23 protein-coding genes, 1 tRNA gene and 1 rRNA gene are annotated in these 25952 nt (G+C 44.4%); 11 read left to right on the top strand and 14 right to left on the bottom strand.

The genetic code is table 11. The features are described 5' to 3' along the window. The 8 genes from L3V32_RS22940 to L3V32_RS22905 all read right to left on the bottom strand — a co-directional run. Positions 1–222 (bottom strand): 16S ribosomal RNA (locus L3V32_RS22940); the annotation flags it as partial. A gap of 485 nt (positions 223–707) precedes the next feature. Further along, complete coding sequence (locus L3V32_RS22935) at positions 708–1961, bottom strand: HD-GYP domain-containing protein (protein ID WP_012841389.1); 1254 nt, start codon at positions 1959–1961, stop codon at positions 708–710. A gap of 128 nt (positions 1962–2089) precedes the next feature. Then, a complete protein-coding gene (locus L3V32_RS22930; protein WP_006742369.1) occupies positions 2090–3088 on the bottom strand; it encodes a LacI family DNA-binding transcriptional regulator in 999 nt (332 codons plus the stop codon). 105 nt (positions 3089–3193) lie between these two features. Then, a complete protein-coding gene (gene chbG, locus L3V32_RS22925; RefSeq protein ID WP_006742368.1) occupies positions 3194–3949 on the bottom strand; it encodes a chitin disaccharide deacetylase in 756 nt (251 codons plus the stop codon). 18 nt (positions 3950–3967) lie between these two features. Continuing rightward, positions 3968–5290 (bottom strand): 6-phospho-beta-glucosidase, encoded by a 1323-nt coding sequence (locus L3V32_RS22920; RefSeq protein ID WP_237285319.1) that lies wholly within the window; start codon positions 5288–5290, stop codon positions 3968–3970. 10 nt (positions 5291–5300) lie between these two features. Further along, entirely contained in the window at positions 5301–5612 is a 312-nt protein-coding gene (locus L3V32_RS22915) for a PTS lactose/cellobiose transporter subunit IIA (protein ID WP_237285320.1), read from the bottom strand. A 51-nt stretch (positions 5613–5663) separates the two neighbouring features. Continuing rightward, entirely contained in the window at positions 5664–6998 is a 1335-nt protein-coding gene (locus L3V32_RS22910) for a PTS sugar transporter subunit IIC (protein WP_005397441.1), read from the bottom strand. A gap of 88 nt (positions 6999–7086) precedes the next feature. Next, positions 7087–7392: a PTS sugar transporter subunit IIB gene (locus tag L3V32_RS22905; RefSeq protein WP_025767645.1), complete on the bottom strand. Its 306-nt coding sequence runs from the start codon at positions 7390–7392 to the stop codon at positions 7087–7089. 247 nt (positions 7393–7639) lie between these two features. Here L3V32_RS22905 and L3V32_RS22900 point away from each other — a divergent pair, with 247 nt between their 5' ends. Continuing rightward, the gene (locus L3V32_RS22900) at positions 7640–8923 is read left to right on the top strand and encodes a carbohydrate-binding protein (RefSeq protein ID WP_046873617.1); all 1284 of its coding nucleotides are present in this window, start codon (positions 7640–7642) and stop codon (positions 8921–8923) included. 199 nt (positions 8924–9122) lie between these two features. On the opposite strand, the gene L3V32_RS22895 is transcribed toward L3V32_RS22900, so the two are convergent. Then, positions 9123–9207, bottom strand: a tRNA-Leu gene (locus tag L3V32_RS22895). A 190-nt stretch (positions 9208–9397) separates the two neighbouring features. After that, positions 9398–10063, bottom strand: coding sequence for an SDR family NAD(P)-dependent oxidoreductase (locus tag L3V32_RS22890; RefSeq protein WP_104969819.1), 666 nt, complete (start codon positions 10061–10063; stop codon positions 9398–9400). Positions 10064–10290: 227 nt separating this feature from the next. Between L3V32_RS22890 and L3V32_RS22885 the strand changes: the two genes are divergently transcribed. Then, on the top strand, positions 10291–11559 hold the full coding sequence (locus L3V32_RS22885) for a DUF2254 domain-containing protein (protein WP_005397451.1): 1269 nt from the start codon (positions 10291–10293) through the stop codon (positions 11557–11559). A gap of 184 nt (positions 11560–11743) precedes the next feature. Next, positions 11744–12223: an RDD family protein gene (locus tag L3V32_RS22880; RefSeq protein ID WP_074191859.1), complete on the top strand. Its 480-nt coding sequence runs from the start codon at positions 11744–11746 to the stop codon at positions 12221–12223. Positions 12224–12310: 87 nt separating this feature from the next. On the opposite strand, the gene lptG is transcribed toward L3V32_RS22880, so the two are convergent. Both lptG and lptF read right to left on the bottom strand, forming a co-directional pair. Further along, complete coding sequence (lptG, locus tag L3V32_RS22875) at positions 12311–13381, bottom strand: LPS export ABC transporter permease LptG (protein ID WP_005397455.1); 1071 nt, start codon at positions 13379–13381, stop codon at positions 12311–12313. 3 nt (positions 13382–13384) lie between these two features. Next, positions 13385–14485, bottom strand: coding sequence for an LPS export ABC transporter permease LptF (gene lptF / locus L3V32_RS22870; RefSeq protein WP_006742363.1), 1101 nt, complete (start codon positions 14483–14485; stop codon positions 13385–13387). 200 nt (positions 14486–14685) lie between these two features. Here lptF and pepA point away from each other — a divergent pair, with 200 nt between their 5' ends. From pepA to L3V32_RS22845, 5 genes are all read left to right on the top strand, one after another. Continuing rightward, positions 14686–16194 carry a leucyl aminopeptidase gene (gene pepA / locus L3V32_RS22865; protein WP_005397459.1) on the top strand — a complete coding sequence of 503 codons (1509 nt, stop codon included), beginning with the start codon at positions 14686–14688 and terminating at the stop codon, positions 16192–16194. Positions 16195–16309: 115 nt separating this feature from the next. Next, on the top strand, positions 16310–16759 hold the full coding sequence (locus L3V32_RS22860) for a DNA polymerase III subunit chi (RefSeq protein ID WP_046873623.1): 450 nt from the start codon (positions 16310–16312) through the stop codon (positions 16757–16759). Positions 16760–16855: 96 nt separating this feature from the next. Then, positions 16856–19714, top strand: a complete 2859-nt coding sequence (locus L3V32_RS22855) for a valine--tRNA ligase (RefSeq protein ID WP_237285318.1) — start codon at positions 16856–16858, stop codon at positions 19712–19714. Positions 19715–19916: 202 nt separating this feature from the next. Then, positions 19917–20321 carry a DUF2061 domain-containing protein gene (locus tag L3V32_RS22850; protein ID WP_005397464.1) on the top strand — a complete coding sequence of 135 codons (405 nt, stop codon included), beginning with the start codon at positions 19917–19919 and terminating at the stop codon, positions 20319–20321. Between the two features lie 115 nt (positions 20322–20436). After that, positions 20437–21342, top strand: coding sequence for a bifunctional helix-turn-helix transcriptional regulator/GNAT family N-acetyltransferase (locus L3V32_RS22845; RefSeq protein ID WP_006742361.1), 906 nt, complete (start codon positions 20437–20439; stop codon positions 21340–21342). A gap of 19 nt (positions 21343–21361) precedes the next feature. Here L3V32_RS22845 and L3V32_RS22840 read toward each other — a convergent pair whose 3' ends face one another. Both L3V32_RS22840 and rraB read right to left on the bottom strand, forming a co-directional pair. Continuing rightward, positions 21362–22162 carry a hypothetical protein gene (locus L3V32_RS22840; RefSeq protein WP_104974782.1) on the bottom strand — a complete coding sequence of 267 codons (801 nt, stop codon included), beginning with the start codon at positions 22160–22162 and terminating at the stop codon, positions 21362–21364. Between the two features lie 166 nt (positions 22163–22328). Then, the gene (gene rraB, locus L3V32_RS22835) at positions 22329–22742 is read right to left on the bottom strand and encodes a ribonuclease E inhibitor RraB (RefSeq protein ID WP_005381081.1); all 414 of its coding nucleotides are present in this window, start codon (positions 22740–22742) and stop codon (positions 22329–22331) included. Between the two features lie 583 nt (positions 22743–23325). Here rraB and arcA point away from each other — a divergent pair. From arcA to L3V32_RS22820, 3 genes are all read left to right on the top strand, one after another. Beyond that, positions 23326–24546 carry an arginine deiminase gene (gene arcA / locus L3V32_RS22830; RefSeq protein ID WP_006742359.1) on the top strand — a complete coding sequence of 407 codons (1221 nt, stop codon included), beginning with the start codon at positions 23326–23328 and terminating at the stop codon, positions 24544–24546. Positions 24547–24702: 156 nt separating this feature from the next. Next, a complete protein-coding gene (locus L3V32_RS22825) occupies positions 24703–25707 on the top strand; it encodes an ornithine carbamoyltransferase (RefSeq protein ID WP_012841385.1) in 1005 nt (334 codons plus the stop codon). Positions 25708–25806: 99 nt separating this feature from the next. Continuing rightward, the gene (locus L3V32_RS22820) at positions 25807–25902 is read left to right on the top strand and encodes a hypothetical protein (RefSeq protein WP_031780631.1); all 96 of its coding nucleotides are present in this window, start codon (positions 25807–25809) and stop codon (positions 25900–25902) included. The last annotated feature ends 50 nt before the right edge of the window (positions 25903–25952 follow it).

Below are 25952 nucleotides of genomic sequence, written 5' to 3'. Positions count from 1 at the left end.
CCGAAGGTCCCCCTCTTTGGCCCGTAGGCATCATGCGGTATTAGCCATCGTTTCCAATGGTTATCCCCCACATCAGGGCAATTTCCTAGGCATTACTCACCCGTCCGCCGCTCGACGCCGTTATCGTCCCCCGAAGGTTCAGATAACTCGTTTCCGCTCGACTTGCATGTGTTAGGCCTGCCGCCAGCGTTCAATCTGAGCCATGATCAAACTCTTCAATTTAAGATTTTGTCGGCCCAATGAATACTGAACATTACATAAGTAATGTTTGAATTGACTGTGCTGAATCTTTCGACTCAATGGTCACTTCGTATCATTGAAACCTAATTTGAAGCCGAAGCTTCTAATTGGATTATCATCAACGAGTGCCCACACAGATTGATAGGTCTATATTGTTAAAGAGCTTGCTTATCGAGAAGTTTTTCTCTCAAAGCGGAGGTGCATTCTAGCGAGATAATTGAGAGTGTCAAACACTTTTTTTCAACTAATTTTCGTAGAAGCTTTTCACCTCTTCGACTCTGCTGAAGCCTTGTGGCGTCTGCCGTGTCGATGGATGCGCATTATAGGGAGAAGATTTTCTTTGGCAATACTAAAAGTACATTTTTTCTAAAAAAACATGCCAAGTGGATACTTTCCATCCAACCTAAAAATTACCCCGAAATAACACTCAAGATTTCTACAGCTTACCCACAAAAATCTGTGGATAACTACTCATCACTATCGAAGAAGTAAGAAATGCGTGAACGCGGATTAAGATACTCTTTGATTTTCTCCGGCAATTTAGACGGATGAATCGCGTTAACTATCTTTATATCCTTTGATGCAAGATCAATGATTGGTGCCTGCGTCCTTGGCACTGATGGGTCGTAAACCAATACATTTGGGAATAATAGATGCGATGCATTCACTGAGATAACCAAGCCCACCATATTATTGGAAAGCTGAACCACAGTGCCTGGAGGAAACACGCCCATAAACTTAATCAGGATATTCAGGTTTTCTTCTTTATATAGGTGTTTACAGTTCTTATATAAATGAGAGAGTGCGGTATAAGGAATTTTTTGCTCTGAGACTATAGGTGTATGACACAAGTTATCAAATGCGTTAGCTACAGCAATAATTTGAGCAAACTCGTTGATCTCATCTCCTTTCAGACCTTTGGGATAGCCAGACCCATCTCTTAGTTCATGGTGCTGTGCAATCACAACTCTTGCAACTTCGGGAAAACCTTCTATTTGACTCGCAAGGTCTACTCCATATTTGGTGTGCAACTTTAAGTAGTTAGTTTCTGGTTCCGTCAGCGGTGCTTGCTTTCTTAATATTGCGGTAGGAATTTTTATTTTCCCGATATCGTGGAATAGCGCTGAGAATGAAAGCTCTTTCAACTGCGCAGCTGAGTACCCCTTAGCACGGCCAATCATCATGGCGATAACAGCAACGTTCAACGAATGGAAATAAATATCTTCAAACTCATTTTTACCGTTCATCAGGTGTAGAGTGACATTATCATCACACATTAACTTCTCGACGATATCTTCAATAAGAAGCTTCGCTTCATCAACGGCAGCTGTTGGACGATTACGAATTTTCGTCATGACCGAGCGCATACGCGCAAGAGAGCGCTCAAACTCTTTTTCGCACTGGATAACGCGTCGACGATACGCACTTAACTTTTCTATGCGGTTTTGTTTTTCTTGCCAAAGTTTTTGAGTTTCATGATCTAGCGACGCTTCATTCGTTACTCTATCAGCTTGTATCTGGTCGACTGGAAGTGGTGCGGCATCACTTTGCTCTGGATTAAAGTAAACGAACTTTACACCGAGGTGACGGATCATCTCGACTTGTTCTTGATCTTTAATCTTAAAACTATTGAGTAGAAAAGGGTGATCGTTCCACTTTAGCGGAAGACGGATATGTAATCCGGGTTGAATACGATCGACCGTAAGTTTAATGGCTGCCACTTATTCACTACTGATTTACGTTGCCTAAGAGAGTTAGAATACTAGTAAATTTTGTGAATAAATTCATCAGTAAGTATCAAAACATCAGATGGTCATTTCTAATTACTCATTTAATGAGCAAAAGCAAGCTACTTTAAGGTTCGATCTGCTTTGCGTATTTTAAGCTGAGCCTCGAACGTTGGCTTATCTATTATTTCTTGACCTTTGACTAATCCCATTAATGTTTGTACCGCTACACGGGCCATATCACTGATAGGAAAGTGCACTGCCGACACTGTAGGATAAAGGCTTTCACAAAGGTCGACACTGTCAAAGCTAGTTAAAGAGATTTGCTCCGGTACTGAAATATTGTGCTCGTGTAAGTACTGCATTGCACCGACCGTCATTTCCTCACTGCAAGAAAAGACTGCAGTAACTTCAGGGTGTCGTTGTAAAATTGCAGCCATTGCATCATAACCACTTTGCCGACCATAATTCCCTTCTTCACACCAGCTTTCGTCAATATCGATACCTGCGTCCTTCATCGCGTCAACGTACCCAAGCTTTCTTAATAAACTATTATGACGTTGGGATGGACCGGTAATACAGGCGATTTTTCTATGACCACCAGCTAAAAGATGCTCGACGGCAATACGGCTTGCATGATGATGATTAAAAGTAACGCAACGCTCTTCTATTCCTTCAACATAGCGATCCAGAAGAACGAAAGGCGTAGGCTGTTTTGCTAATTCACGTAAATCATCATCTGACAAATAACGACTATGGAGGACATAGCCATCACAACGCAGATCATTAAAACGCTGAATGGCTTCCTTTTCACCTTCTGCAGAATGATGTCCTTGAGCGGTAATCAGAAACTTTTTATGAATATCCAGCTCAGTCTGAACCTGCTCCATCATCTCTCCAAAGAAGCCCCCCGTATAGTAAGTCACCAATAAGCCAACCATATTACTGGATGAGGTTGCGAGTGAACGAGCAATCGCACTCGGGCGATAATTCAGTTGCGCCATAGCTTGCTCTACTTTTTTTCGAGTTTCTTCGCGAAACTTCCCCTCCCCATTAATGATTCGAGAAACGGTAGAGCGATTTACACCGGCGAGTTCGGCGACATCTTTAATCCTTGCCATAATGCTATTGGGTCCAACTGCAATTGTTATTAAATATCCGTTTGTGTAGAACGGCTGCCAGCAATTCGTAAGGTGCTTATAGGGGGCGAAGCTGGCAGCCTTTAATCATACACCGACCATTTGATTGGTAGAAACGAGCTCAGAGTAATCCGTGACAGCTATACCATGTTGAGCTAACTGTTCTTTTAAAATGGGAGAGGTTAGAACTTGTAACTCTAGCTCTCGCTGAAGCGCATAACCACTCTTTAAAATCAGCGCTTGATCGGCCTCTGCCGGGTGGCACATCACCTCAACCAAATCATAGTTTGTCTTTAGACTCAATAAATGCGCCATCAAACCATCTAAACTTACTTTTTGATCGTAAAACTCGTCAGTAAAGACATACCTTGTTGTCATCGATTCTTGACACAAGCCAGTGCCCCGCAGTGGCACTCGGTATTCACTCGCTACCTCTTTAATAACGGGCAAAATTTGAGGGTGAGTATGCGCGTGATGATGGCTATCTAAGTGGCTTAGCTCTAACCCAAGCGATAAAAAATGTTCCACCTGAGCTTTTGCTTCGTCATAAATGACCTGAGTTTCGAAGTCCTGCTTACCCCACAGTTCGTCGTATTTGATAAAATGCGCTCGACCGTTGGTCAAATTAGGGTGCCCAGTTAGAGGCACTCCCGCTGTAAACCTAAGATGAACACCAATTCTCAAGTCTGGATTATGGCGAGCCAACTCTAAAGCATGCTTCTCAGCATCCATACCGACCATCATGGTGGTTGAATGAACAACACCTTGCTGATGAGCTTTTACGATGCCGTTATTTACACCTCTCGTTAAACCAAAATCATCAGCATTAAAAATGACTTTCATTGGCGCCCTTCCTTAGTACTACAACGTCGTTAGTTTAAATTGAGGTAAATACGGAGCGTTCACCGCTAGGATATCATCCAGAATTGACTTGGCACGACCAATGTCTGGCACCAATGGGTTGTTGGTTAATGCCATGAGCGCTTTGTCATAATTACCTTCAACAGCAGCGTCTATTGTCAACTGTTCATATGCTTTGACTTGATAGAGTAATCCTTTGATATTGTTTGACAGCTCACCAACCGCAAGAGGTTTCGCGCCCCAACTACCAATCACCGCGCTACACTCAATCACAGCATCGTCGGGGAGGCCGTTAATCGCTCCGTTATTTAAGACGTTAACAACATGAATACTATTACGATTGTTATAAATTGAATCAACCAAGTTTAGTGATGCATCTGAGTAATAAGCCCCACCCCGCTCTTCTAACTCTTTCGGCTTATGATCGAGATTAGGATCTTGATAGAGCTTGAATAGCGCATTTTCTGTTTCCATTACCTGCTCAGCACGAGTGCCCTTTTCACCCGCGCTTTGTTTCTCTTCAGCGAGCATAGCATCGGTTTGATAGAAATAACGATGGTAAGGACATGGTATCGCCCCCAGCGCTTTTAGAAATGCGGGATCCCACGGTTCTTCCCAGATGTTCTTCATGCTGAAGTTAGCACCATCACCGACTTTCTCTAATACTGTTTGAGTAATATCTTCTCCATTGAGCCATGCTTTGTGCACCCAAACGAGATGGTTTAATCCGGCAAACTCAAGTTGTAGCTCTTTTGGCTCGCACTCCATCATTTCTGCGATCATCATTTCCATCGAAACCGGCACATTACATAAACCAATACTCTTTACTTTGGTGTACTTACTGACGGCTTCAGAGACCAAACCCGCAGGGTTGGTGAAGTTGAGCATCCATGCATTGGGTGCCAACTCTTCAATATCTTTACATATATCAAGAATAACCGGGATGGTTCGTAGTGCTTTAGCAAACCCACCAGGGCCTGTTGTTTCTTGGCCGATGACGTCGTATTTAATTGGAATTCGCTCGTCATTAGCACGAGCAGTAAGGCCACCCACACGGAACTGCGTCATCACAAAGTCCGCATCTTTTATCGCAGCACGACGATCAAAGTCTGCTTTTATCTCAATCTTTGCACCTGCTTTATCAACCATTCGCTGCGCTAGACCTTTGATAATCTCAAGCTTCTCAGCTCCTGACTCAATGTCCACAAAATGAATCTTCTTAACGGGTAAATATTCTAAGCGCTTAATAACCCCTTCAACCAGTTCAGGGGTATAGCTACTACCACCGCCAATAATGGCAAGTTTGATCGCCTCTCTAGACATTTTTCTCCCCTTATTTGTTCGAGATTTTTTTGTTCAGTGCAACGATTTCTACAGCCATTTCTTGAGCCAAAATCGTGGTCATTAAGTGATCTTGAGCATGTACCATCACTAACGTCACCGGGACTTTCCCTTCCCCCTGATCTTCCTCAATCAACTGAGTCTGAATTAAGTGGGCTTTGTTAATGCACTCTCTTGCTTGAGAGAGCTTCTCCTCAGCCGCATCAAAATCTTGTTCTCTAGATAAACGCAACGCCTCGTAGCTCAAACTTCTGGCTTCGCCAGCATTGCAGATGATCTCCATTACAACCAATTCTTGTTCCATCATTTTCTCTCCGAAGATCGGGCCGCGGCAATTACGGCCCATTAAGCACAGTTAAGCAGTAACGCCTTCGCCTGAAGGTTGCGCCTCATCTTTAGTTTCTTTCGTCGTTGGTAGTTCTTGCTCCAACATTTGCTTCTCAAACATTTTGAAGAATGGGAAGTAGATAATTAGATCAAGAATCAATAAACCAATGACGAGCAATACTGGCGCAAAGGTCCAACCGCTACCCCACGAAGCACCTATCAGTGCAGGTGTTGTCCAAGGCGTTGTAGCGACACCCATACCCACAAAGCCGACATGCACAGCAAAGTACGCAATCGTAGCGTTGATGACTGGAGCGAAGACGAACGGGATAAACAAGGTCGGGTTCATCACAACTGGGCTACCGAAGATCACAGGTTCATTGATTTGGAAGAAGCCAGGCACCGCACTCATTCGACCAATACTCTTTAGGTGAACAGAACGGCTAAATGACATCAGCATAACAAGAGCAAGTGTTGCACCAGAGCCACCGATAAAGATGTAAAAATCCCAGAAAGGCTGAGTAAATACGTTTGGAATCGGTTCACCTGCAACAAAGGCTTCGATGTTGGCACCAATGTTGGTCAAGAAAATTGGAGAAAGCAGCCCCACAACAATTGCAGCACCATGGATACCCGCAAACCAAAGTAGTTGGCAAAGCAATAGAGCGCCAATAATGGCAGGCAATGAGTTAGACGCACTAATTAAAGGCTTAAAGACTGCCATGACCGCATCTGGAATCAGCATGTCGTACTGGGTTTGCACGAAAAGGCTAAGTGGGTATAAGGTAATGAATATCGCTAAGACTGGTAACAGCACTTCAAATGATCGTGCAATCGCCGGTGGAACTTGCTCTGGCATGCGAATCGTAATGTTGTGCTTTTTCATAAAACGGTAGAGCTCTACCGAGAAGAATGCACACATCACTGCGGTGAAGATCCCGGTTCCTCCCATGTGTGACATAGACAGCGCGCCATCTTTAGCTGGGGCCGCGATGAGTAAAAAAGACATCAGCGACAATACAGCACTCGTGATCCCATCCATCTTGTAAGCCTTAGCTAAGCTATAAGCAACGCCGAGCGAAACAAAAATGGTCATGATACCCATCGACATGTTGTAGGGCATCATTATGGTATCAAAATGTGTGGTGGCGAAATCGAGCCAAATTCGACCAAAAGTAAAGGTCGTGTCTTCGGCAAATGGTGGGAATGCAAAAATCAAAATGAAACTACCGACAATAATAAACGGCATTGCAACTATAAAACCATCTCTCATTGCTCGAACATGGGGCTGATTCCCCACTTTTGCTGCTATAGGGGCTATATGCTTTTCGACTGCGCCTATAATTGCGTCATAAAGCTTCATAGAATCCATCCTTATTTTAGGCAAAAGAATCCCGCATCAAATATTTATATTTGATGTACAGTTATCTTTTTTAATTTAAAACTATGGTTTAGTTAATTAATTCTAATGCTTGCTCTAGTACTTCCTCTCCCTTCATCATTCCATAATGCTGAGGAGAAATCGCATCAATGTTTTTACCATGCTCTTGCGCCGTTTTTCTTAGCTCTTCTAGCTGAAAACGTACTTGAGGCCCGAGAAGACAAACATCGTACTCTTTAATTGCATCTTCAAATGCATTCACTGACATCGCATCAATTTTGCACTCAATTCCTTTATTTTCAGCAGCTTGCTCCATTTTTTTAACAAGCATACTGGTTGACATCCCTGCGCTACAGCATAAAAGGATCTTTTTCATAGCCTTACTCCCGTTGTGTAAATTTCAACCTGCAAAAACTGTAGCAAAAATAACCAAGACAAAAAAGCGCAACCGGTTGCATTATTCGTGAACACAATCCCAATTTAGAAAATACGACCTGTTTTTTAGTAATTATTTAGGTCTAGGATAAAAACCAGGAAATAAATTAAGACACCACATTAGGTTTCAAATTATCAATATATTACTACTGACAACGTCGTTATTAATTTCTAAAAAGGAATAGAGAATGAAATTTAATAAATTGGCTATTGCAACGCTTGTAAGTGCCGCACTATCACAATACTCATTTGCTCAAACCGACTCTAAAGGCACCATTTATCTAACGTTTGATGATGGACCAATCAATGCGTCTATTGACGTTATTCAAGTACTTAACCAAGAAGATATCAAAGCGACGTTTTACTTTAATGCTTGGCACTTAGACGGAATTGGTGATGAGAATGAAGACCGTTCGCTAGAAGCCTTAAAGCTCGCATTAGACACTGGTCATATTGTCGCGAACCATAGTTACGATCATATGGTTCATAACTGCGTTGATGAGTTTGGACCTAATAGCGCAGCAGAATGTAATGCTACCGGCGACCACCAGCTTAACTCGTACCAAGATCCTGTTTACGATGCCTCAATGTTTACGGAAAACTTATCTGTGTTAGAGAAGTATTTGCCTAACATTACAAGCTACCCGAATTATAAGGCAACAGAGTTTGCTAGACTGCCCTACACCAACGGCTGGCGCGTAACTAAAGACTTCAAAGCCGATGGATTGTGTGCAACGTCTGATGACTTTAAACCTTGGGAACCAGGCTACGTTTGTAATATCAACGACCCATCAAACAGTGTGAAAGCCTCAATTGCGGTACAAAACATTCTGGCTAATAAAGGCTATCAAACACATGGTTGGGATGTGGATTGGGCACCTGAAAACTGGGGGATAGCAATGCCAGCCAACAGTCTAACAGAGGCAGAACCTTTCCTAGGTTACGTAGATGCAGCATTGAACAACTGTGCTCCTACCACCATCAACCCTATCAATTCAAAAGCACAAGAGTTTCCATGTGGTACACCACTCCACGCAGACAAGGTCATTATTCTAACGCATGAGTTTTTGTTTGAAGATGGTAAGCGAGGAATGGGTGCAACCAAGAATTTACCTAAATTAGCGGAATTTATCCGACTAGCAAAACAAGCTGGCTATGTATTCGATACGATGGATAACTACACACCAAACTGGCAAGTTGGTCATAGCTACAACGCTGGCGACTACGTCCTACATTTAGGCACCGTTTACCAAGCAGTGACCAGCCATAACGCACAGCAGGACTGGGCACCTTCCCCAACCTCTAGCCTTTGGACCAATGCTGATCCGGCAACAAATTGGGAAGTGAATGTTTCATATAAAGAGGGAGATGTAGTGACGTACTCTGGCAAACGTTATCTCGTCAACGTCCCACACGTCTCTCAAGCCGATTGGACACCTGACTCACAGAACACCTTGTTCACAGCTCTATAAGCTGTTCCCTACTATTATCATGTAGTAGCTTGCGCGAGGTAATCCCTCGCGCTTTTTTATTTTTAGAAAAGTAAAAATGGAAAGCAGTAAAGAGTGGACTGACTGGGCCTGGCATTCCTGACGCCACGCTGGATTTGAATTCACAAACCCTAGATACAACAAAGCCCCGACTTACGTCGAGGCTTTATCATATGAATTATGGTACCGGTGGGCGGACTTGAACCGCCACGCCCGAAGGCAACGGATTTTGAATCCGTCGTGTATACCAATTTCACCACACCGGCATCTTTGGGCTATTGCCCTTTGATGATTGGCATTATACGGAAGCTTTTGACCTGCGCAAGCAGAAATACCTTAAATAACTATCGTTTGCTGATAATTTCGCCACAAAGTGTGACAAAGCTGTACTGATAAGAAACGTACGCTCCATTTCCTACTACTGATCCAGGTGAAAATGAGTATACGCAACTCTTTTTAAATTCTATTCACTGTAATATCAGAAACATAACCATTCCCAATGCTCGACAAAGCCGTATGGAGCATCTCGGCAGCATCTTCCGCTTGCATGAAGTGACTCGTGTCCATCGTGTTGCCGCTTGTCTTCCAGAATTCCGTATCCATACCACCAGGATAAACCGCGATAATTTTCATCGGCTTTCCTTTTAACTCCAAACGAACCGACTCGATTAATCCTTTGACAGCCCACTTCACAGCACAATACGTAGACTCTTGCGCTTTTGGTTGTTGAGCGGCTGTGGACATGATCATGACCACTTTTATCGGTTGATCTTTGTAACGCTTTACTAACTCTCTTAACACATGAATCGCAGAATTCAGGTTATTATCAATCAGTTTTTGAATCTCTTCCGGCTCCTGCTCTTCCAGTTCGCCAAAATAACCACTTCCTGCACTATGAATGACCATTTCAGGCGGCTGTTTCATCCCATCAAATAGGTGTTTCACATCTTGATGCAGTGAGAGGTTGCAAGCTTGATATCCGACGTTATGAGAGAGTTGTTTAGCTAATGCGGATAGTTTTTCTGTGTTTCTTCCTATGATATACGTCTCTTTGTCTTCCGCATCATAACGCTTTGCCAGCTCTGCCCCTAAACCGCTACTTGCACCTGTAATTACAATCATGGCTACCTCTTTTCTATCACATACTTTTAATGTATCTATCAATTAAGGTAACAGAATCTTGGTAATTCACACCTCAAGAACACCGTTCTTTGAAGCAAGCGGCTTTCTTACTCTCATGATGCATGAAATTCCAAGTAGAACGAGGAAGATTTAACCTATGCTTAAGCAAGAATAACGTTCTGAATTTTCTATCGACTTTCGGGTAAGAACTGAATAGGAGCATGCGAATGACTGGGTCAAAATGGCAATGGTTACTGAAGCAAATGACGCGCAAATTGTGGGTTCGCACATCACTTTATGCCTTACTTGCTGTCGCCACCGCCCTAATATCCATTGTTTTAAACCAGTTCATTACTCTGCCTCCTGCAATCAACGTCAGTAAGGATTTGCTTAACAACATATTAAATATCCTCGCGACTTCCATGCTTGCGGTGACCACATTCTCGCTCAATATAATGGTCTCAGCGTACAGTGCCGCTAGTGCAGGGGTAACGCCGCGAGCGACAAAACTGTTGATGGAAGACAGCACAACACAAAATGCTTTGGCGACCTTTCTTGGCTCTTTTCTATTTAGTTTGGTAGGCATTATCGCGCTAGGCATTGGCGCCTATCATCAACAAGCACAAATTTACCTATTCATCGTTACCATCGCCGTGATCGTGATGATCATACTCACCTTGCTACGTTGGATTCAGCACCTTTCCGTACTAGGGAGAGTCAGTGAAACTACCTCCTACGTGGAACAAGCTTTGTTAGATGCGATAAGAAAACGTGGTCGGGAACGCTGGCTAGGCGCTCACCCATGGAGCCATCCAGAACATAAACCCAGAGGAAGCAAGCCTATTTTCAGCCAAGAAATTGGCTACTTACAGCATGTTGATATGCATCATCTCGATAGTATTGCTGAAGCAAACCAATGCACCATCTATCTTGAACGACAACCAGGAAGTTTTGTGTATGTGAGTCAACCATTGGCTTGGGTTTGTGGAGCGTTGCCAGACGAAAACGAAATAACTGCGGCCTTCACGATTCGAACGGAGCGTTCCTATGATCAAGATCCTCGTTTTGGATTAGTCGTCATGGCGGAGATCGCCTCACGAGCTCTCTCCCCCGCAGTGAATGATAACGGTACCGCGATTGATGTTCTTGGGCGTTCTGTACGAGCGCTTTCATTATGGGGAGAGTTACTCAGCGAACCTCCCACCAAGACTCGATACCCTAGGCTATTTGTGCCCGCATTAAGCTGCCAAGATTTATTTGATGATGTCTTTTTGCCAATCGCGCACGATGGTGCAGCGCAACTCCAAATACAGATTCGCCTACAAAAAGCCTTGCTAGCTCTCTCTAGTATGCACCCCAAGTTGTTTTTATCACCTGCAACCAAGCTATCAGAAAAAGCTTTAGAGCTCTCCTTGAGCCAGCATTATACCGAAGATGAGAAACACCAACTCTCTCATCTGTCTAATCTAGTTACAGACCAAAAAGCTAATGGTTAGGCAAGTAAAATTCAGTTGAAATAGGTTACCGAAAGGCCTTGTACGTCATGGTATATATTCATAACACACAGCAGAAAAGTCACTTCGTTTAAGCATAATTAAAGACTCTGTGCGTTAGGTCTCTTTTCTCTTGGTGAGGGAATCTATATTCTGACGCACAATTTTTAAGGTAAGTGATGGAATAATGACAACGTCTACAACTCTTCCACCTGCTGGTCTCTTTCGTCGACTTGCAGCGTTGATTTACGACACATTGATTATTATCGCAATTGAAATGATGGCCGCAGGTATTGTTATGGCCGTTGTATTTGCACTAAATGCAGCAGGGCTGTTGAGCTATGGCGAGTACGCAGATGCCGCTGATATGCTCGGGAAGCACCCTATATTAAGCCCTCTGTTTACACTGTATCTTGCGGTTGTGTGGATATACTTCTTTGTCTTCTTCTGGACGCGAGCAGGACAAACACTTGGGATGCGCGCTTGGAAACTTCGAGTTCGCAATGCCAAAGACGGCGCGCCGATTACAGTCACTCAAGCCCTGATTCGCATTGCAACATCTGGCTTTGGTTTGGCAAACCTGACTGTACCGATTGATCCCAAGAAACGTGGGTTCCACGACATTTGGGCAAAAACAGAGGTTGTTGTGTTGCCTAAGGCAAACTAACTTATCCGGGAATACAAAAAAGGAAGGCATAATGCCTTCCTTTTACATTTAGTCCGATGAAACATGGTTTATTCGGTGATACTTCAGCTACAGCTTTCTTCTCAGCAGCGCAATCGCAATCGCTAAGAACACTAGGCTCGGGGCCAATGCACCAAACACAGGGGATATGCCATACACCAAGCTTAATGGGCCAAAGAACTCACTGGATATATAAAAAGTAAACCCGGCAACCACGCCCGACAATACCCTTGCCCCCATGGTCACACTTCTGAGTGGACCGAAAACAAACGATAGCGCCATCAACATCATCACGGCAATTGAAAGCGGCTGTGTCAACTTACGCCAAAACGCCAATTCATAGCGAGACGCATCTTGCTCTGATGCTTTCAGATAGGTCACGTAATCATACAAACCGCTCAGTGATAACTCTTCAGGCTTTACCGTCACCACAGCTAGCTTATCTGGAGCCAATGACGTATGCCATTCCATCTGTTCGATGTCTTGCTTCGAAATCACGTTTTCATTTTTCATATCCGTGATTTGTACGTCGCGCATCAACCAGTTGTTATCTTGTTGATAGTCGACTTCTTCGGCGAAAATAACTTTTTGTAGATTCTTATCATCATCAAAACGCCACATATTTAAAGCATAAAGCTTGTCGTCTTCGACTTTACCTATAAAGATAAAGTCGTTTGCGTCACGAGCCCAAACTCCAGAACGAACTGAGACAATACTACCTCCAGATATCGCAAAGGATCGTAGGTCACGAGCCATCTTTTGTGCTTCTGGAGCGCCCCATTGCCCTAACGTCATAACGATAAGCATAAGTGGCACCGCCGTTTTGAGCACGGATAACCCGATATCCAACTTTGAGAAACCAGCAGCTTGCATCACCACCAGCTCAGAGCTTGACGCCAACATACCCAAACCAATCAGGGCACCGAGTAATGCTGCCATTGGGAAGAACATTTCGATATCACGCGGCACACTGAGCAACACAAAGTACAACGCATGAGTGAGGTCATACACGCCTCGCCCTACTTTACGTAACTGTTCTACGTATTTGATGATGCCCGATAAGCCAACAAACGTCGCTAAAACCAAGGCAGTGGTAGAGATGATGGTTCTACCGATGTAAAGGTCTAAGATTTTGAACACAGCTTACGCGAGCCTCTTCTTACGGAATTTGTCTTTTATTCGTCGAGCAGCAACGCTGTCCATCATATTCGCCATGATTGCGACAATCAGTAACATCGCATTAATTGGCCACATGCCGATTGCCGCCGGAATGTCACCATCTTCTAATGCAGATTTTGTTGCACTAATCGCCAGGAAATACGCTAGATAAATAAGAATCGCGGGCCCCATTTTGGCAAATCGTCCCTGACGCGGATTCACCGCCGACAAAGGAATAACCAGCATAGTTAAGAGTGGAATACACACAAATAACGAAATTCGCCATTGCAGCTCTGCTTGTGCTTCTGGGTCTGGGTGTCCAATCAAATCAACCGTTGGGTACGCTTCCCAATCTCGCCCTTTCTTTTTGACCTCACGCTGGCCGATAACGCCTTCGTATTCATCGAATTTTGTGATCATATATTCAACGCGAGTCGGCACACCTTCATAACGCGTGCCTTCTTTCATGGTGATGACCTGACGGCCGTCCGACAGTTCTTTTACTTCACCAGAGGACGAGAACATCACACTCGGCAATACTGAATCTCTCGGGCGCATCTGCGCGACAAAAACGTTGCTCAATGTATTGTCTTTAATGTCATCAATGAACACAACCGATGAACCATCTGGCGTGCCTTGGAATTGCCCTTTCTTTAGCAAGTCAACGCTGTTTTCTGCCGCCACTTGTTCATAAAGTTGCTCTACACGGTCTTGAGACCACGGCGATAACCACAATGCATTGAAAGCCGCTACAGCAGAAGTAATCAGTGCTAAGTACAAGGCCGCTTGTACCAGGAATTTGTTACCAATACCTGTCGCGTTCATCACGACAATTTCGCTCTCTGCATACAGGCGACCAAACGTGATCAATATGCCGATATACAGACTCAAAGGCAGCATTAACAGACCCATTGCTGGCATGTTCAAACCAACAATCGAGAAAATCAATCCAGCAGGAATATCCCCATCAGAAGCATCAGCAAGAACACTTATGAATTTCTGGCTTACAAACACCAAAAAAAGTACGAAAAAAATCGCAAATTGGCTCTTGAGTGTTTCGCGGATCAAATATCTAACAATAATCACGCTGAAATTACCTATACAAAACTTGTTTTTTTGGTCGAATCACTATAGTTTCCCGTTGAACCATTTATTTTTTTAAAAATTATAAACTAGATGTTAGTCGCTTAATCAGCTCTGCATGTAAGCCTGGAGCTAAAATTCAACAAGTAAGCGATCATTATCTAACATTTAGAGCAATTTGTCTTCAGGATGTAGGAGTACGCATGGAGTTCAGTGTAAAAAGTGGCAGTCCAGAGAAACAACGTAGCGCATGTATCGTTGTTGGTGTGTTTGAACCACGTCGCCTTTCTCCAGTAGCCGAACAACTTGATAAAATCAGTGACGGTTACATCAGTTCACTACTTCGCCGTGGTGATCTAGAGGGTAAACCTGGTCAGATGCTGCTACTGCATCAAGTACCAGGTGTTTTGTCAGAGCGCGTTTTACTTGTCGGTTGCGGCAAAGAGCGTGAACTTGGCGAGCGCCAGTACAAGGAAATCATTCAAAAGACGATCAGCACACTTAACGAGACAGGCTCAATGGAAGCGGTATGTTTCCTAACTGAACTGCATGTTAAGGGTCGTGATACATACTGGAAAGTGCGCCAGGCTGTAGAAGCGACTAAAGATGGTCTATACACATTTAATCAATTCAAGAGCGTTAAACCTGAGACTCGCCGCCCACTGCGCAAGCTTGTTTTCAATGTACCAACGCGTCGTGAATTAAACTTGGGTGAAAAAGCAATCACTCATGGTCTCGCTATCGCATCTGGTGTCAAAGCCTCAAAAGACCTTGGCAACATGCCGCCAAACGTAGCTAATCCAGCTTACCTTGCTTCTCAAGCTCGTCGTCTAGCGGACGATTACGAAACCGTAACCACCAAAATCATTGGTGAGCAAGAGATGGAAAAACTGGGTATGACCTCTTACCTAGCAGTCGGTCGTGGTTCTAAAAACGAATCTATGATGTCTATCATCGAGTACAAAGGTAACCCTGACTCAGATGCAAAACCTATCGTGCTTGTAGGTAAAGGTCTAACCTTCGATTCAGGCGGTATCTCTCTAAAGCCGGGTGAAGGTATGGATGAGATGAAGTACGACATGTGTGGTGCGGCATCGGTATTCGGTACAATGAAAGCGCTAGCGAAGCTAAACCTACCAATTAACGTTATTGGTGTTCTAGCAGGCTGTGAAAACATGCCTGGCAGCAATGCTTACCGTCCAGGTGATATCCTAACGACAATGTCTGGTCAAACTGTAGAAGTTCTGAACACGGATGCAGAAGGTCGTCTTGTTCTTTGTGACGCACTGACTTACGTAGAGCGTTTCGAACCAGACTGCGTGGTTGACGTTGCAACCCTAACTGGTGCTTGTGTTATCGCACTAGGTCACCACATCAGTGGCGTTATCTCTAACCACAACCCTCTTTCTCATGAGCTAGTTAACGCTTCAGAGCAAGCGAGTGACCGTGCATGGCGTCTACCAATGGCAGATGAGTACCACGAGCAGCTGAAGAGCCCGTTTGCGGATATGGCAAACATTGGTGGCCGCCCTGCTGGTACTATCACTGCGGGTTGCTTCTTATCTAAGTTCGCGAAGAAGTACAACTGGGCTCACGTCGATATCGCAGGTACTGCGTGGAAATCAGGCGCAGCGAAAGGCTCAACGGGCCGTCCTGTCTCAATGCTTGTCCAATTCCTTTTGAACCGCAGCGGCCAAGAGACAGAAGAGTAATTTCTGAACAAAATCTAAAAGGGCCGCAAGGCCCTTTTTTATTATCCTAATTTTCTAAAATGAAAATGGGATTTAAGATGGTCTTAGGAAGAGACCCAAGGCAAGTGAGAGAATGATGCAAACTGCAACCTTCTACATCATTAACGAAGAGAGCCCGCAAGCAACGGTGGCTGGCTTTGAAGAGTACATTGTGTTTTTGGCGCAGCACTTTGCCCGCCAAGGCGCTAAAGTGTATTTAAACTGCCAAGACAAACCACACGCCGAGCAGCTCGCTGAAGCCTTTTGGCAAGTTGATGCAGACAAGTTCATGGCACATAATCTCGTAGGCGAAGGACCGAAATACGCCACCAATATTGAGATCGGCCATAACGGTGTAAAGCCGTCTTGGAATCGTCAATTGGTAATTAATTTGGCGGAAAATGAGACAACCTTTGCGAACAAGTTTGCTCAAGTGGTAGACTTCGTGCCCTGCGAAGAAAAAGCTAAACAACTCGCAAGAGAAAGATATAAAATTTACCGTCAAGCAGGTTACCAGCTGCAAACGATCGAAATTCAATATCCTTAACGGTCAATCCTTATAGTTAAGGCGATCTTGTTAAGATCCCTCACTTATAAAGATTGACTAAGATTCAACCATCAACGTATCCATTAAAAGAGCGCTATGGAAAAGACATACAACCCAACTTCAATCGAACAAGCTCTGTATCAGACTTGGGAAGAGAAAGGCTACTTTAAGCCACACGGTGACACTACTAAAGAATCATACAGCATCATGATCCCGCCACCGAACGTCACTGGTAGCCTACACATGGGCCACGCGTTCCAAGATACGATCATGGATACGCTTATCCGTTGTGAACGTATGAAGGGTAAAAACACCCTTTGGCAAGTAGGTACTGACCACGCTGGTATCGCAACTCAGATGGTTGTTGAGCGTAAGATCGCTGCAGAAGAAGGCAAAACAAAACACGATTACGGTCGTGAAGCTTTCATCGACAAAATCTGGGAATGGAAAGGCGAATCTGGTGGCACTATCACTAAGCAGCTTCGTCGTCTTGGCGCATCAGTAGACTGGGACCGTGAGCGCTTTACGATGGACGATGGTCTATCTAACGCCGTTCAAGAAGTATTCGTACGTCTATACGAAGACGATCTAATCTACCGCGGTAAGCGTCTGGTTAACTGGGATCCAAAGCTACACACAGCGATTTCAGATCTAGAAGTAGAGAACAAAGACACTAAAGGCAACATGTGGCACTTCCGCTACCCACTAGCAGATGGCGCTAAAACAGCGGATGGCAAAGACTACATCGTTGTTGCAACGACTCGTCCAGAGACCATGCTAGGCGATACGGGTGTTGCAGTTAACCCAGAAGATCCACGTTACAAAGATCTTATCGGTAAAGAAATCATCCTTCCTATCGTTGATCGTCGCATCCCAATCGTGGGCGATGAGCACGCAGATATGGAAAAAGGTACTGGCTGTGTGAAAATCACACCTGCGCACGACTTCAACGACTACGAAGTTGGTAAGCGCCACCAGCTACCAATGATCAACATTCTGACTTTCGACGCGAACATCCGCGACGCAGCAGAAGTATTCAACACTAACGGCGAAGCAAGCGACGCTTACAGCACTGAGCTACCAGCTAAATACCACGGTATGGAGCGTTTTGCCGCGCGTAAAGCTATCGTTGCTGAATTCGACGAGCTAGGTCTACTTGAAGAAGTGAAAGATCACGATCTACAAGTTCCTTACGGCGACCGTGGTGGCGTGGTTATCGAACCAATGCTAACTGACCAATGGTACGTACGTACTGCGCCTCTAGCAAAAACAGCGGTTGAAGCAGTAGAAAACGGCGACATCCAATTCGTTCCTAAGCAATACGAAAACATGTACTTCTCTTGGATGCGTGACGTTCAAGACTGGTGTATCTCTCGTCAGCTATGGTGGGGTCACCGCATCCCAGCTTGGTACGACAACCAAGGTAATGTTTACGTAGGTCGCACTGAAGAAGAAGTTCGTAAGAACAACAACCTAGAATCAGTCATTGAACTGCACCAAGACGAAGACGTACTGGATACATGGTTCTCTTCTGCACTATGGACGTTCGGTACTCAAGGTTGGCCAGAGCAAACTGACGATCTGAAAGTATTCCACCCTTCAGACGTTCTAGTAACTGGTTTCGACATCATCTTCTTCTGGGTTGCGCGCATGATCATGATGACCATGCACTTCGTGAAAGACGAAAATGGCAAACCACAAGTGCCATTTAAGACAGTTTACGTTACCGGCCTAATCCGTGACGAAAACGGCGACAAGATGTCTAAGTCGAAAGGTAACGTACTTGACCCAATCGACATGATCGATGGTATCGACCTAGAGTCTCTAGTAGAGAAGCGTTGTGGCAACATGATGCAGCCTCAGCTAGCGAAGAAGATCGAGAAGAACACGCGTAAGACGTTTGAAAACGGTATCGAAGCATACGGTACAGACGCACTGCGTTTCACCCTTGCAGCAATGGCATCAACAGGTCGCGATATCAACTGGGATATGAAGCGTCTTGAAGGTTACCGTAACTTCTGTAACAAACTATGGAACGCAAGCCGTTACGTAATGATGAACACAGAAGAGCAAGATTGTGGTTTTGGTGAAGGTGAGATCGAGTACTCACTAGCAGACAAGTGGATCGAATCTCAGTTTGAACTCGCAGCGAAAGCGTTCAACAACCATATCGACAACTTCCGTCTAGATATGGCTGCGAACACGCTATACGAATTCATCTGGAACCAATTCTGTGACTGGTACCTAGAGCTAACTAAACCCGTTCTATGGAAAGGTACTGAAGCGCAACAGCGTGGTACTCGCCGTACACTAATCACGGTACTTGAGAAGACGCTACGTCTAGCTCACCCTGTGATTCCTTACATCACAGAAACTATCTGGCAAAGCATCAAGCCACTAGTTGACGGTGTTAAGGGCGAGACAATCATGCTACAAACTCTGCCTCAGTTTGACGAAGCAAACTTCCACCAAGAAGCGCTAGACGATATCGAATGGGTGAAAGCGTTCATTACTAGCATCCGCAACCTACGTGCTGAGTACGACATCAACCCAGGCAAGCCTCTAGACGTTATGCTGAAAGCAGCGAATGAGAAAGACGCCTCTCGTCTAGAAGCAAGCAAACAAGTATTGATGTCTCTAGCGAAGCTAGAAGCAGTACGCGTGCTTGAAGCTGGCGAAGAAACTCCAGCGTGTGCAACGGCACTGGTTGGCAAGTCTGAGCTGATGATCCCAATGGCGGGTTTGATCGACAAAGATGCAGAGCTTGCTCGTCTAGATGGCGAAATCAAGAAGACGCACGGCGAAATCAAGCGTATCGAAGGCAAACTGGGCAACGAAGGCTTTGTAGCGAAAGCACCTGAAGCGGTTGTTGCTAAAGAGCGTGAGAAGCTTGAAGGCTACAAAGAGACACTAGCTAAGCTAGAAGAGCAGAAGACAACGATCGCTGCACTTTAAGCCTCAGTGAAAGAGAAGAACTAACACTTCTCACTTTGAATCCAAAGGTTGGCCATCATGGTCAACCTTTTTTGTATATCTTTCACCAAAAACCATCATCAATAGCTTTCCCCTATCGCAACAATACTCATCATCCATTAGCATTAATGAGAATTATTATCGATAATAAACTCATCGAAACAAACACGATTGAGTAATTATCATGAAAAAGACACTAACTTTCGCAGCACTGCATTTTACTATCGCATTTAGTGTCGCTTACGTACTCACAGGCGACATTTTAATTGGTAGTTTAATTGCCATGATTGAGCCTTCAGTGAACACCGTAGCCTTCTACTTTCATGAAAAGGCATGGGCAAAAGTCCCAGCACTTAAAGCTCGTCAGTGGATGACCAAATTAAAAACCGCAAGCTTTGCGACCGTGCACTTCAGCGTCGCTTTTACCGTGGTTTACTTACTAACAGGTGATGCATTTGTCGGCGGCGTAATGGCGATGCTAGAGCCGAGTTTGAATACGGTGGCTTACTACTTCCACGAGAAAGTATGGATGCGTAAATCATCAGCAAAAACTCCAGCACCGCAGTTTTGTTTACATCACCACGCTTAAACATGGAGGCTCACTACGTCTCCTAACGAGCCAAATGACATTTATCATTGACAAAGTTGCGCACCGCAATTAATTTAATTGCGGTGCGCAACTTTATTTTTAGAGGTAAGTGATAATGAACGCTCGTCAACTCCGACACTACTCCCGTCAAGCCGTCCGATTGCTTGGTATGCTCGATAAACAATGCGGCGATGTCGCTCTTACCCCGGTACAAGCGCACGCATTAGGTGAAATCCAATTGCAGCCATTGACCATCAACCAACTGGCGCAGCAGCTTAGTGTCGACAAGTCCAATGCAAGCCGCACCATTACTGGTTTGATTAAATTAGGTTTGGTTGAGAGCATCGAAAACCCGAAAGATAAACGAAGCCAACTCGTAGTGCTCACAATTCAAGGACAGCAGGCGTTAGCGCAACTAGACCAACAGCAAAACAGCTTTTTTGAGCAGTTGCTTACACAACTTGATGACTGTGAGCAAGAACAACTCAAACTTGGTCTAGAGACTTACCTAAAAGGGCTAACAAAAGTGTGTCAGGCAGAGGAATACACCCTTCGACCTCTTACCAAAGCAGACAATCCGCAAGTGGCAGACGTAATTCGTAAAGTCTCCGCAGAATACGGCTTAACCGCAGACAGAGGTTATGGTGTGGCAGATCCAACGCTTGACGATATGTATTCGGTGTATAATCAAAACGGGGCCGCCTATTGGGTCATTGAACATCGCGGAGAGATCGTTGGTGGCGGTGGCTTTGCCCCTTTAGCTGGTGAGCCAAATGTGTGTGAGCTGCAAAAGATGTACTTCTTACCTCAAACACGAGGACACGGTTTAGCCAAACGCATCGTCGCATTGAGCTTACAACTGGCGAAACAGCTTGGGTATCAGCAGTGCTATTTAGAGACAACAGAATGTCTAAGAGAGGCGGTAGGCTTGTATGAAAAGCTAGGCTTTGAGCATCTCGATGCCCCGCTTGGGCAAACAGGGCATGATGCATGTGAAGTCGTAATGCTTAAGGTACTGTAATAAAAAATATTATCAGACGTTAAAGCACAACATGGGTAACGCAAAGCTCCTGGCTCAATGCAACAGTGAAGTTTTGGCGTTGTCCATCCAATTCAACAGACAACTGATAGAGATCATTTGGATCAGGGTCATTAAGATCAGCATACTTTGGCGCTTCAATCTGAAAGAGTGCGCTGGCGTGATCTGCACGAACGTCAATTGGGATATGGTAAGTCATGCCATTAAACTTTACCGCTGCTGACACTAGTCCTGGTGCAAATGTCTGGTAATACAAATCGACCTTAAATTCACACCCGCCACCATGGTGCCAAATCTGCTCGGTTGCCACGCGCTCTAAACGCACGTTGCGAATAAACTGCAAGTACGGTTCTTGCCACACGCCCAGTCGCTCATCACTTTTCTTATATTGATGTTCAGAAAGCGGGCACAGCTCTGGCTTATCCTCATCGAATAAAAGATCTTCTTCTTCCTCTAGGAACAATATCTCAAAGCGATTACGCCCCATTTGCATGTATGGGCGAATGTCTTTCTTATACACACTTTGCGAGCCATCACAATCAAACACAGCCACGCCGTTCAAACGTACCTCCGCATGGTAATCAACACCACCCATTACCATTTCCACTGCAGGAAATGCCATCATCGCCTCATCCACTTCAATGTCATGCATCAGGTGCCATTCTTGTTGACGGATCGCTTCCTCCGTCAATTCATCAGGCAGGACTAGACTTAAAGGGGCGGGAAAAGTGATGTCATCCTGTGGAATCGAGAGGTCCGTCAGTGGAGAGACTTGCCATAAACCGGCGAGTGAGAGTTGCATATACACCTTGCGCTAGATCAATTTTCACGCATTATAGGGAGAAACCCCCTATAAACTCAATGTGAATTATTTATCACCTCCACATTCATCTGTTGTTGGATGCCATTTTCAAGGTATAAAAAAACCAGCGTTAAACGCTGGTTTTTCTAAAAGAGGTGAGCTTTGATTACTCGTCGTCTTCATCTTCTTCAGGGTAAAGCGCATCTTCGCCTTCGTAGTACGTACCCCAACCGTCGTAGATGATGTCGTATTTTTCTGCCAAGTGAATCAGTTTTTCAACTTGCGCATCAATGGCTTCTGCGTCTAATGCTGATTCCATGGTTGCGTCACAGCAAAGCAACTTGTTGCCATCTTCATCTTCAGTTTCTTCCGCTTCAAGCACTTCAAAACCCATCTTGAATGCTTCAACAACCGCTTTTTCTAGCGTGTCAAAATCTTCTGCAAACAGGTGGTGCTCGATTTCGTATAGCGAATCTGGATCGCTGCCATCTTCTAGCAATGCTGCAATGATATCGCGAGTCTCTTCCTTTTGAATCTCAATTAATTCTTCTACTGATAGATATTCATCTTCGTGAGACATGTTTTGGCTCCAGATTAGTTACTTGATAGAAACACTATACCCGATACTGAGTATGCTGATCCGGTGAAATATGGCATGGATTGCGATGAAAAGCCACAAACAAACATCATACCACCGCGATTCTTATCGGTTATTTGAATATAAATATTAAACCGACCACGCAAAGAAACAAAAAATTAACAAAAAATGGCATTTTTTAATATTCAGAACATCCTAACTGACACTTAATGCGGTTATTTTCTCTTTCTGTGCGTGTTTATGGCGCTTTCTTGAATACACTCACGTGTAAAACGAAGAAGCATAACGAATAAATTCACTTTAACAATGCATAATTGAGAATAAAAATGCACGTTTTATGCACTATGCATGTATTCTTTCTCAACGGGGAAATTAGAATAAAAACGCACGCTCTCCATATTTCACAAAATAGAATTTAAACCTAAACTAAGACTTCATAAGAAAAATACCCAAAACTAAAATCTAAAAAACAATAAAAACTCAGAATATAGACAAAGTGTAGTGATTTGCATCTTTCTAGGAAGCTTGTCATAACTAACGGCTGGAAAATTTGTAAGGATACAAAATGAGCAAGCTGTACGTTGGATCAGAAGTTGGTCAACTTCGACGAGTTCTATTAAATCGCCCAGAGCGCGCCCTAACCCACTTAACTCCATCAAACTGTCATGAGTTACTGTTTGATGATGTTCTTGCTGTAGAAGCGGCCGGTGAAGAGCACGATGCGTTCGCACGCACGCTACGCGATCAAGATGTAGAAGTGCTTCTCCTCCACGATTTACTGGTCGAAACCCTCGCCGTTCCAGAAGCAAAACAGTGGCTGCTAGATACTCAGATTTCTGACTTTCGTTACGGGCCAACCTTTGCGCGAGACCTACGCCAATATTTTTCAGAAATGGATGATGAACACCTTGCCAGCATCTTTTTAGGTGGCTTAGCTTACTCAGAGCTGCCGATCACCTCATCTTCTATGCTGCCAAAAATGAAGCGTCCGCTGGATTTTGTTATTGAGCCACTACCTAACCACCTATTTACGCGTGATACCTCATGCTGGGTTTATGGTGGTGTCTCGCTCAACCCAATGATGATGCCTGCACGCCAACGTGAAACAAACCACTTACGTGCGATTTATCGTTGGCACCCAATTTTTGCTGGCCAAGACTTTATCAAATACTTCGGTGATGATGATCTGCATTATGATAATGCGAATGTCGAAGGCGGTGATGTGTTGGTTATTGGTAAAGGTGCAGTTCTGATCGGTATGTCTGAGCGCACGACCGCGCAAGGTGTAGAAAACCTTGCAGCGAGCCTGTTTAAGGCAGGACAAGCAACCGAAGTGATTGCGATTGATCTGCCTAAACACCGTTCATGCATGCATTTAGACACCGTTATGACCCATATGGATGTGGACACGTTCTCTGTTTACCCAGAGATCATGCGCAAAGATCTCGACACATGGCGCTTAACACCAAAAGGCAATGGTGAAATGCATGTTGAAGCATCTCATAACTACCTACATGCGATTGAATCTGCTCTTGGCTTAGATCAGCTGAAAATCATCACCACGGGTGGTGACAGTTATGAAGCTGAGCGCGAACAATGGAATGACGCCAATAACGTTCTTACCGTAAAACCGGGCGTTGTGATTGGTTACGAACGCAATGTATACACCAACGAAAAATACGACAAAGCTGGTATCAAAGTACTGACAGTCCCAGGTAACGAGCTTGGCCGTGGCCGTGGTGGCGCCCGCTGCATGAGTTGTCCGATAGAACGAGACGATATATAACCAATTCGTCCTTTTACATTAAATGAATAAAAACTAAGGTTGATGTGAATGCATCAACCTTTTTTAGTTTTACATAAAAATAATTATTCACAAACAAAGCATTTATATGTTTTAATGCATTCTATTAATTCAATCACACGTACTAAGGGACGAGCTATGGCTTTCAATTTACGTAACCGCAACTTTTTGAAGCTATTGGATTTCTCAACCAAAGAAATCCAGTTCTTGCTCGAACTGTCTGCAGAGCTAAAAAAAGCAAAATATGCAGGAACAGAGCAGAAGACACTTCAAGGTAAAAACATTGCACTCATCTTTGAGAAATCTTCGACTCGTACCCGATGTGCGTTTGAAGTCGCAGCTTTTGATCAAGGCGCTCAAGTCTCTTACATCGGCCCTTCTGGTTCTCAGATTGGCCATAAAGAATCAATGAAAGACACCGCACGCGTCTTAGGTCGCATGTATGACGGCATCGAATATCGCGGCTTTGGCCAATCCATTGTTGAAGAGCTTGGCACTTATGCTGGTGTTCCAGTGTGGAATGGTTTGACTGATGAGTTCCACCCAACCCAAATCCTTGCCGATTTCCTTACCATGCAAGAGCACGGACGCGGTAAGCAGCTGCATGAAATGACCTTCGCTTACCTAGGCGATGCACGCAACAATATGGGCAACTCGCTCATGGTGGGTGCCGCTAAAATGGGCATGGATATTCGCCTTGTCGCACCAAAAGCGTTCTGGCCTGAAGAAGATTTGGTGGCAACTTGCCAAACTATCGCGCAGCAAACTGGTGCAAAAATCACATTAACTGAAAGCGTGGAGGAAGGCGTGAAGGGTTGTGACTTCCTTTACACCGATGTTTGGGTATCTATGGGTGAATCCGCTGAGGCATGGGATGAACGTGTGGCTTTAATGACACCATATCAAATCAATATGGACGTGATTAAGCAAACGGGTAATCCACATGTGAAATTCATGCACTGTCTTCCGGCTTTCCACAATGATGAGACCACCGTCGGCAAAGAAGTCGCTGAAAAATACGGCATGAAAGGCCTTGAAGTAACAGAAGAGGTATTTGAGTCAGAATACTCCATCGTATTCGACGAAGCTGAAAACCGTATGCACACCATCAAAGCCGTGATGGTAGCGACATTAGGAAGCTAAACTAGCAAGCCAAAACAGCCGCTAAAAACCATGATGTAATCGCTTGCGCTCACGAAAGTTCAGCGTATAATGCTCGGCAATTTGTCTGAGGATTAAGAAATGACCAAGCTAATTGCCGACATGAAAACGCGATTTGCTCTAGCTAAGCGACTACGCTTACGTGGTGTTATTTTCGTTAATTCTATTGAATTTTAAAACCTCCCCATTTGGGGAGGTTTTTTTATGTCCAAAATTCCTTTCGGCAA

It is taken from the genome of Vibrio sp. J2-4 (genome assembly GCF_021728155.1).
GTDB classification, from domain to species: Bacteria; Pseudomonadota; Gammaproteobacteria; order Enterobacterales; family Vibrionaceae; genus Vibrio; species Vibrio diabolicus.
This window is presented reverse-complemented; position numbering and strand designations above follow the sequence as displayed.

Excerpts from the sequence above, each read along its gene's own strand:
- L3V32_RS22930 (WP_006742369.1), bottom strand. The coding sequence starts at position 3,088 with ATGGCAAGGATTAAAGATGTCGCCGAACTCGCCGGTGTAAATCGCTCT.
- chbG (WP_006742368.1), bottom strand. The coding sequence starts at position 3,949 with ATGAAAGTCATTTTTAATGCTGATGATTTTGGTTTAACGAGAGGTGTA.
- L3V32_RS22920 (WP_237285319.1), bottom strand. The coding sequence starts at position 5,290 with ATGTCTAGAGAGGCGATCAAACTTGCCATTATTGGCGGTGGTAGTAGC.
- L3V32_RS22915 (WP_237285320.1), bottom strand. The coding sequence starts at position 5,612 with ATGGAACAAGAATTGGTTGTAATGGAGATCATCTGCAATGCTGGCGAA.
- L3V32_RS22910 (WP_005397441.1), bottom strand. The coding sequence starts at position 6,998 with ATGAAGCTTTATGACGCAATTATAGGCGCAGTCGAAAAGCATATAGCC.
- L3V32_RS22905 (WP_025767645.1), bottom strand. The coding sequence starts at position 7,392 with ATGAAAAAGATCCTTTTATGCTGTAGCGCAGGGATGTCAACCAGTATG.
- L3V32_RS22900 (WP_046873617.1), top strand. The coding sequence starts at position 7,640 with ATGAAATTTAATAAATTGGCTATTGCAACGCTTGTAAGTGCCGCACTA.
- L3V32_RS22890 (WP_104969819.1), bottom strand. The coding sequence starts at position 10,063 with ATGATTGTAATTACAGGTGCAAGTAGCGGTTTAGGGGCAGAGCTGGCA.
- L3V32_RS22885 (WP_005397451.1), top strand. The coding sequence starts at position 10,291 with ATGACTGGGTCAAAATGGCAATGGTTACTGAAGCAAATGACGCGCAAA.
- L3V32_RS22880 (WP_074191859.1), top strand. The coding sequence starts at position 11,744 with ATGACAACGTCTACAACTCTTCCACCTGCTGGTCTCTTTCGTCGACTT.
- pepA (WP_005397459.1), top strand. The coding sequence starts at position 14,686 with ATGGAGTTCAGTGTAAAAAGTGGCAGTCCAGAGAAACAACGTAGCGCA.
- L3V32_RS22860 (WP_046873623.1), top strand. The coding sequence starts at position 16,310 with ATGCAAACTGCAACCTTCTACATCATTAACGAAGAGAGCCCGCAAGCA.
- L3V32_RS22855 (WP_237285318.1), top strand. The coding sequence starts at position 16,856 with ATGGAAAAGACATACAACCCAACTTCAATCGAACAAGCTCTGTATCAG.
- L3V32_RS22850 (WP_005397464.1), top strand. The coding sequence starts at position 19,917 with ATGAAAAAGACACTAACTTTCGCAGCACTGCATTTTACTATCGCATTT.
- L3V32_RS22845 (WP_006742361.1), top strand. The coding sequence starts at position 20,437 with ATGAACGCTCGTCAACTCCGACACTACTCCCGTCAAGCCGTCCGATTG.
- L3V32_RS22840 (WP_104974782.1), bottom strand. The coding sequence starts at position 22,162 with ATGCAACTCTCACTCGCCGGTTTATGGCAAGTCTCTCCACTGACGGAC.
- rraB (WP_005381081.1), bottom strand. The coding sequence starts at position 22,742 with ATGTCTCACGAAGATGAATATCTATCAGTAGAAGAATTAATTGAGATT.
- arcA (WP_006742359.1), top strand. The coding sequence starts at position 23,326 with ATGAGCAAGCTGTACGTTGGATCAGAAGTTGGTCAACTTCGACGAGTT.
- L3V32_RS22825 (WP_012841385.1), top strand. The coding sequence starts at position 24,703 with ATGGCTTTCAATTTACGTAACCGCAACTTTTTGAAGCTATTGGATTTC.
- L3V32_RS22820 (WP_031780631.1), top strand. The coding sequence starts at position 25,807 with ATGACCAAGCTAATTGCCGACATGAAAACGCGATTTGCTCTAGCTAAG.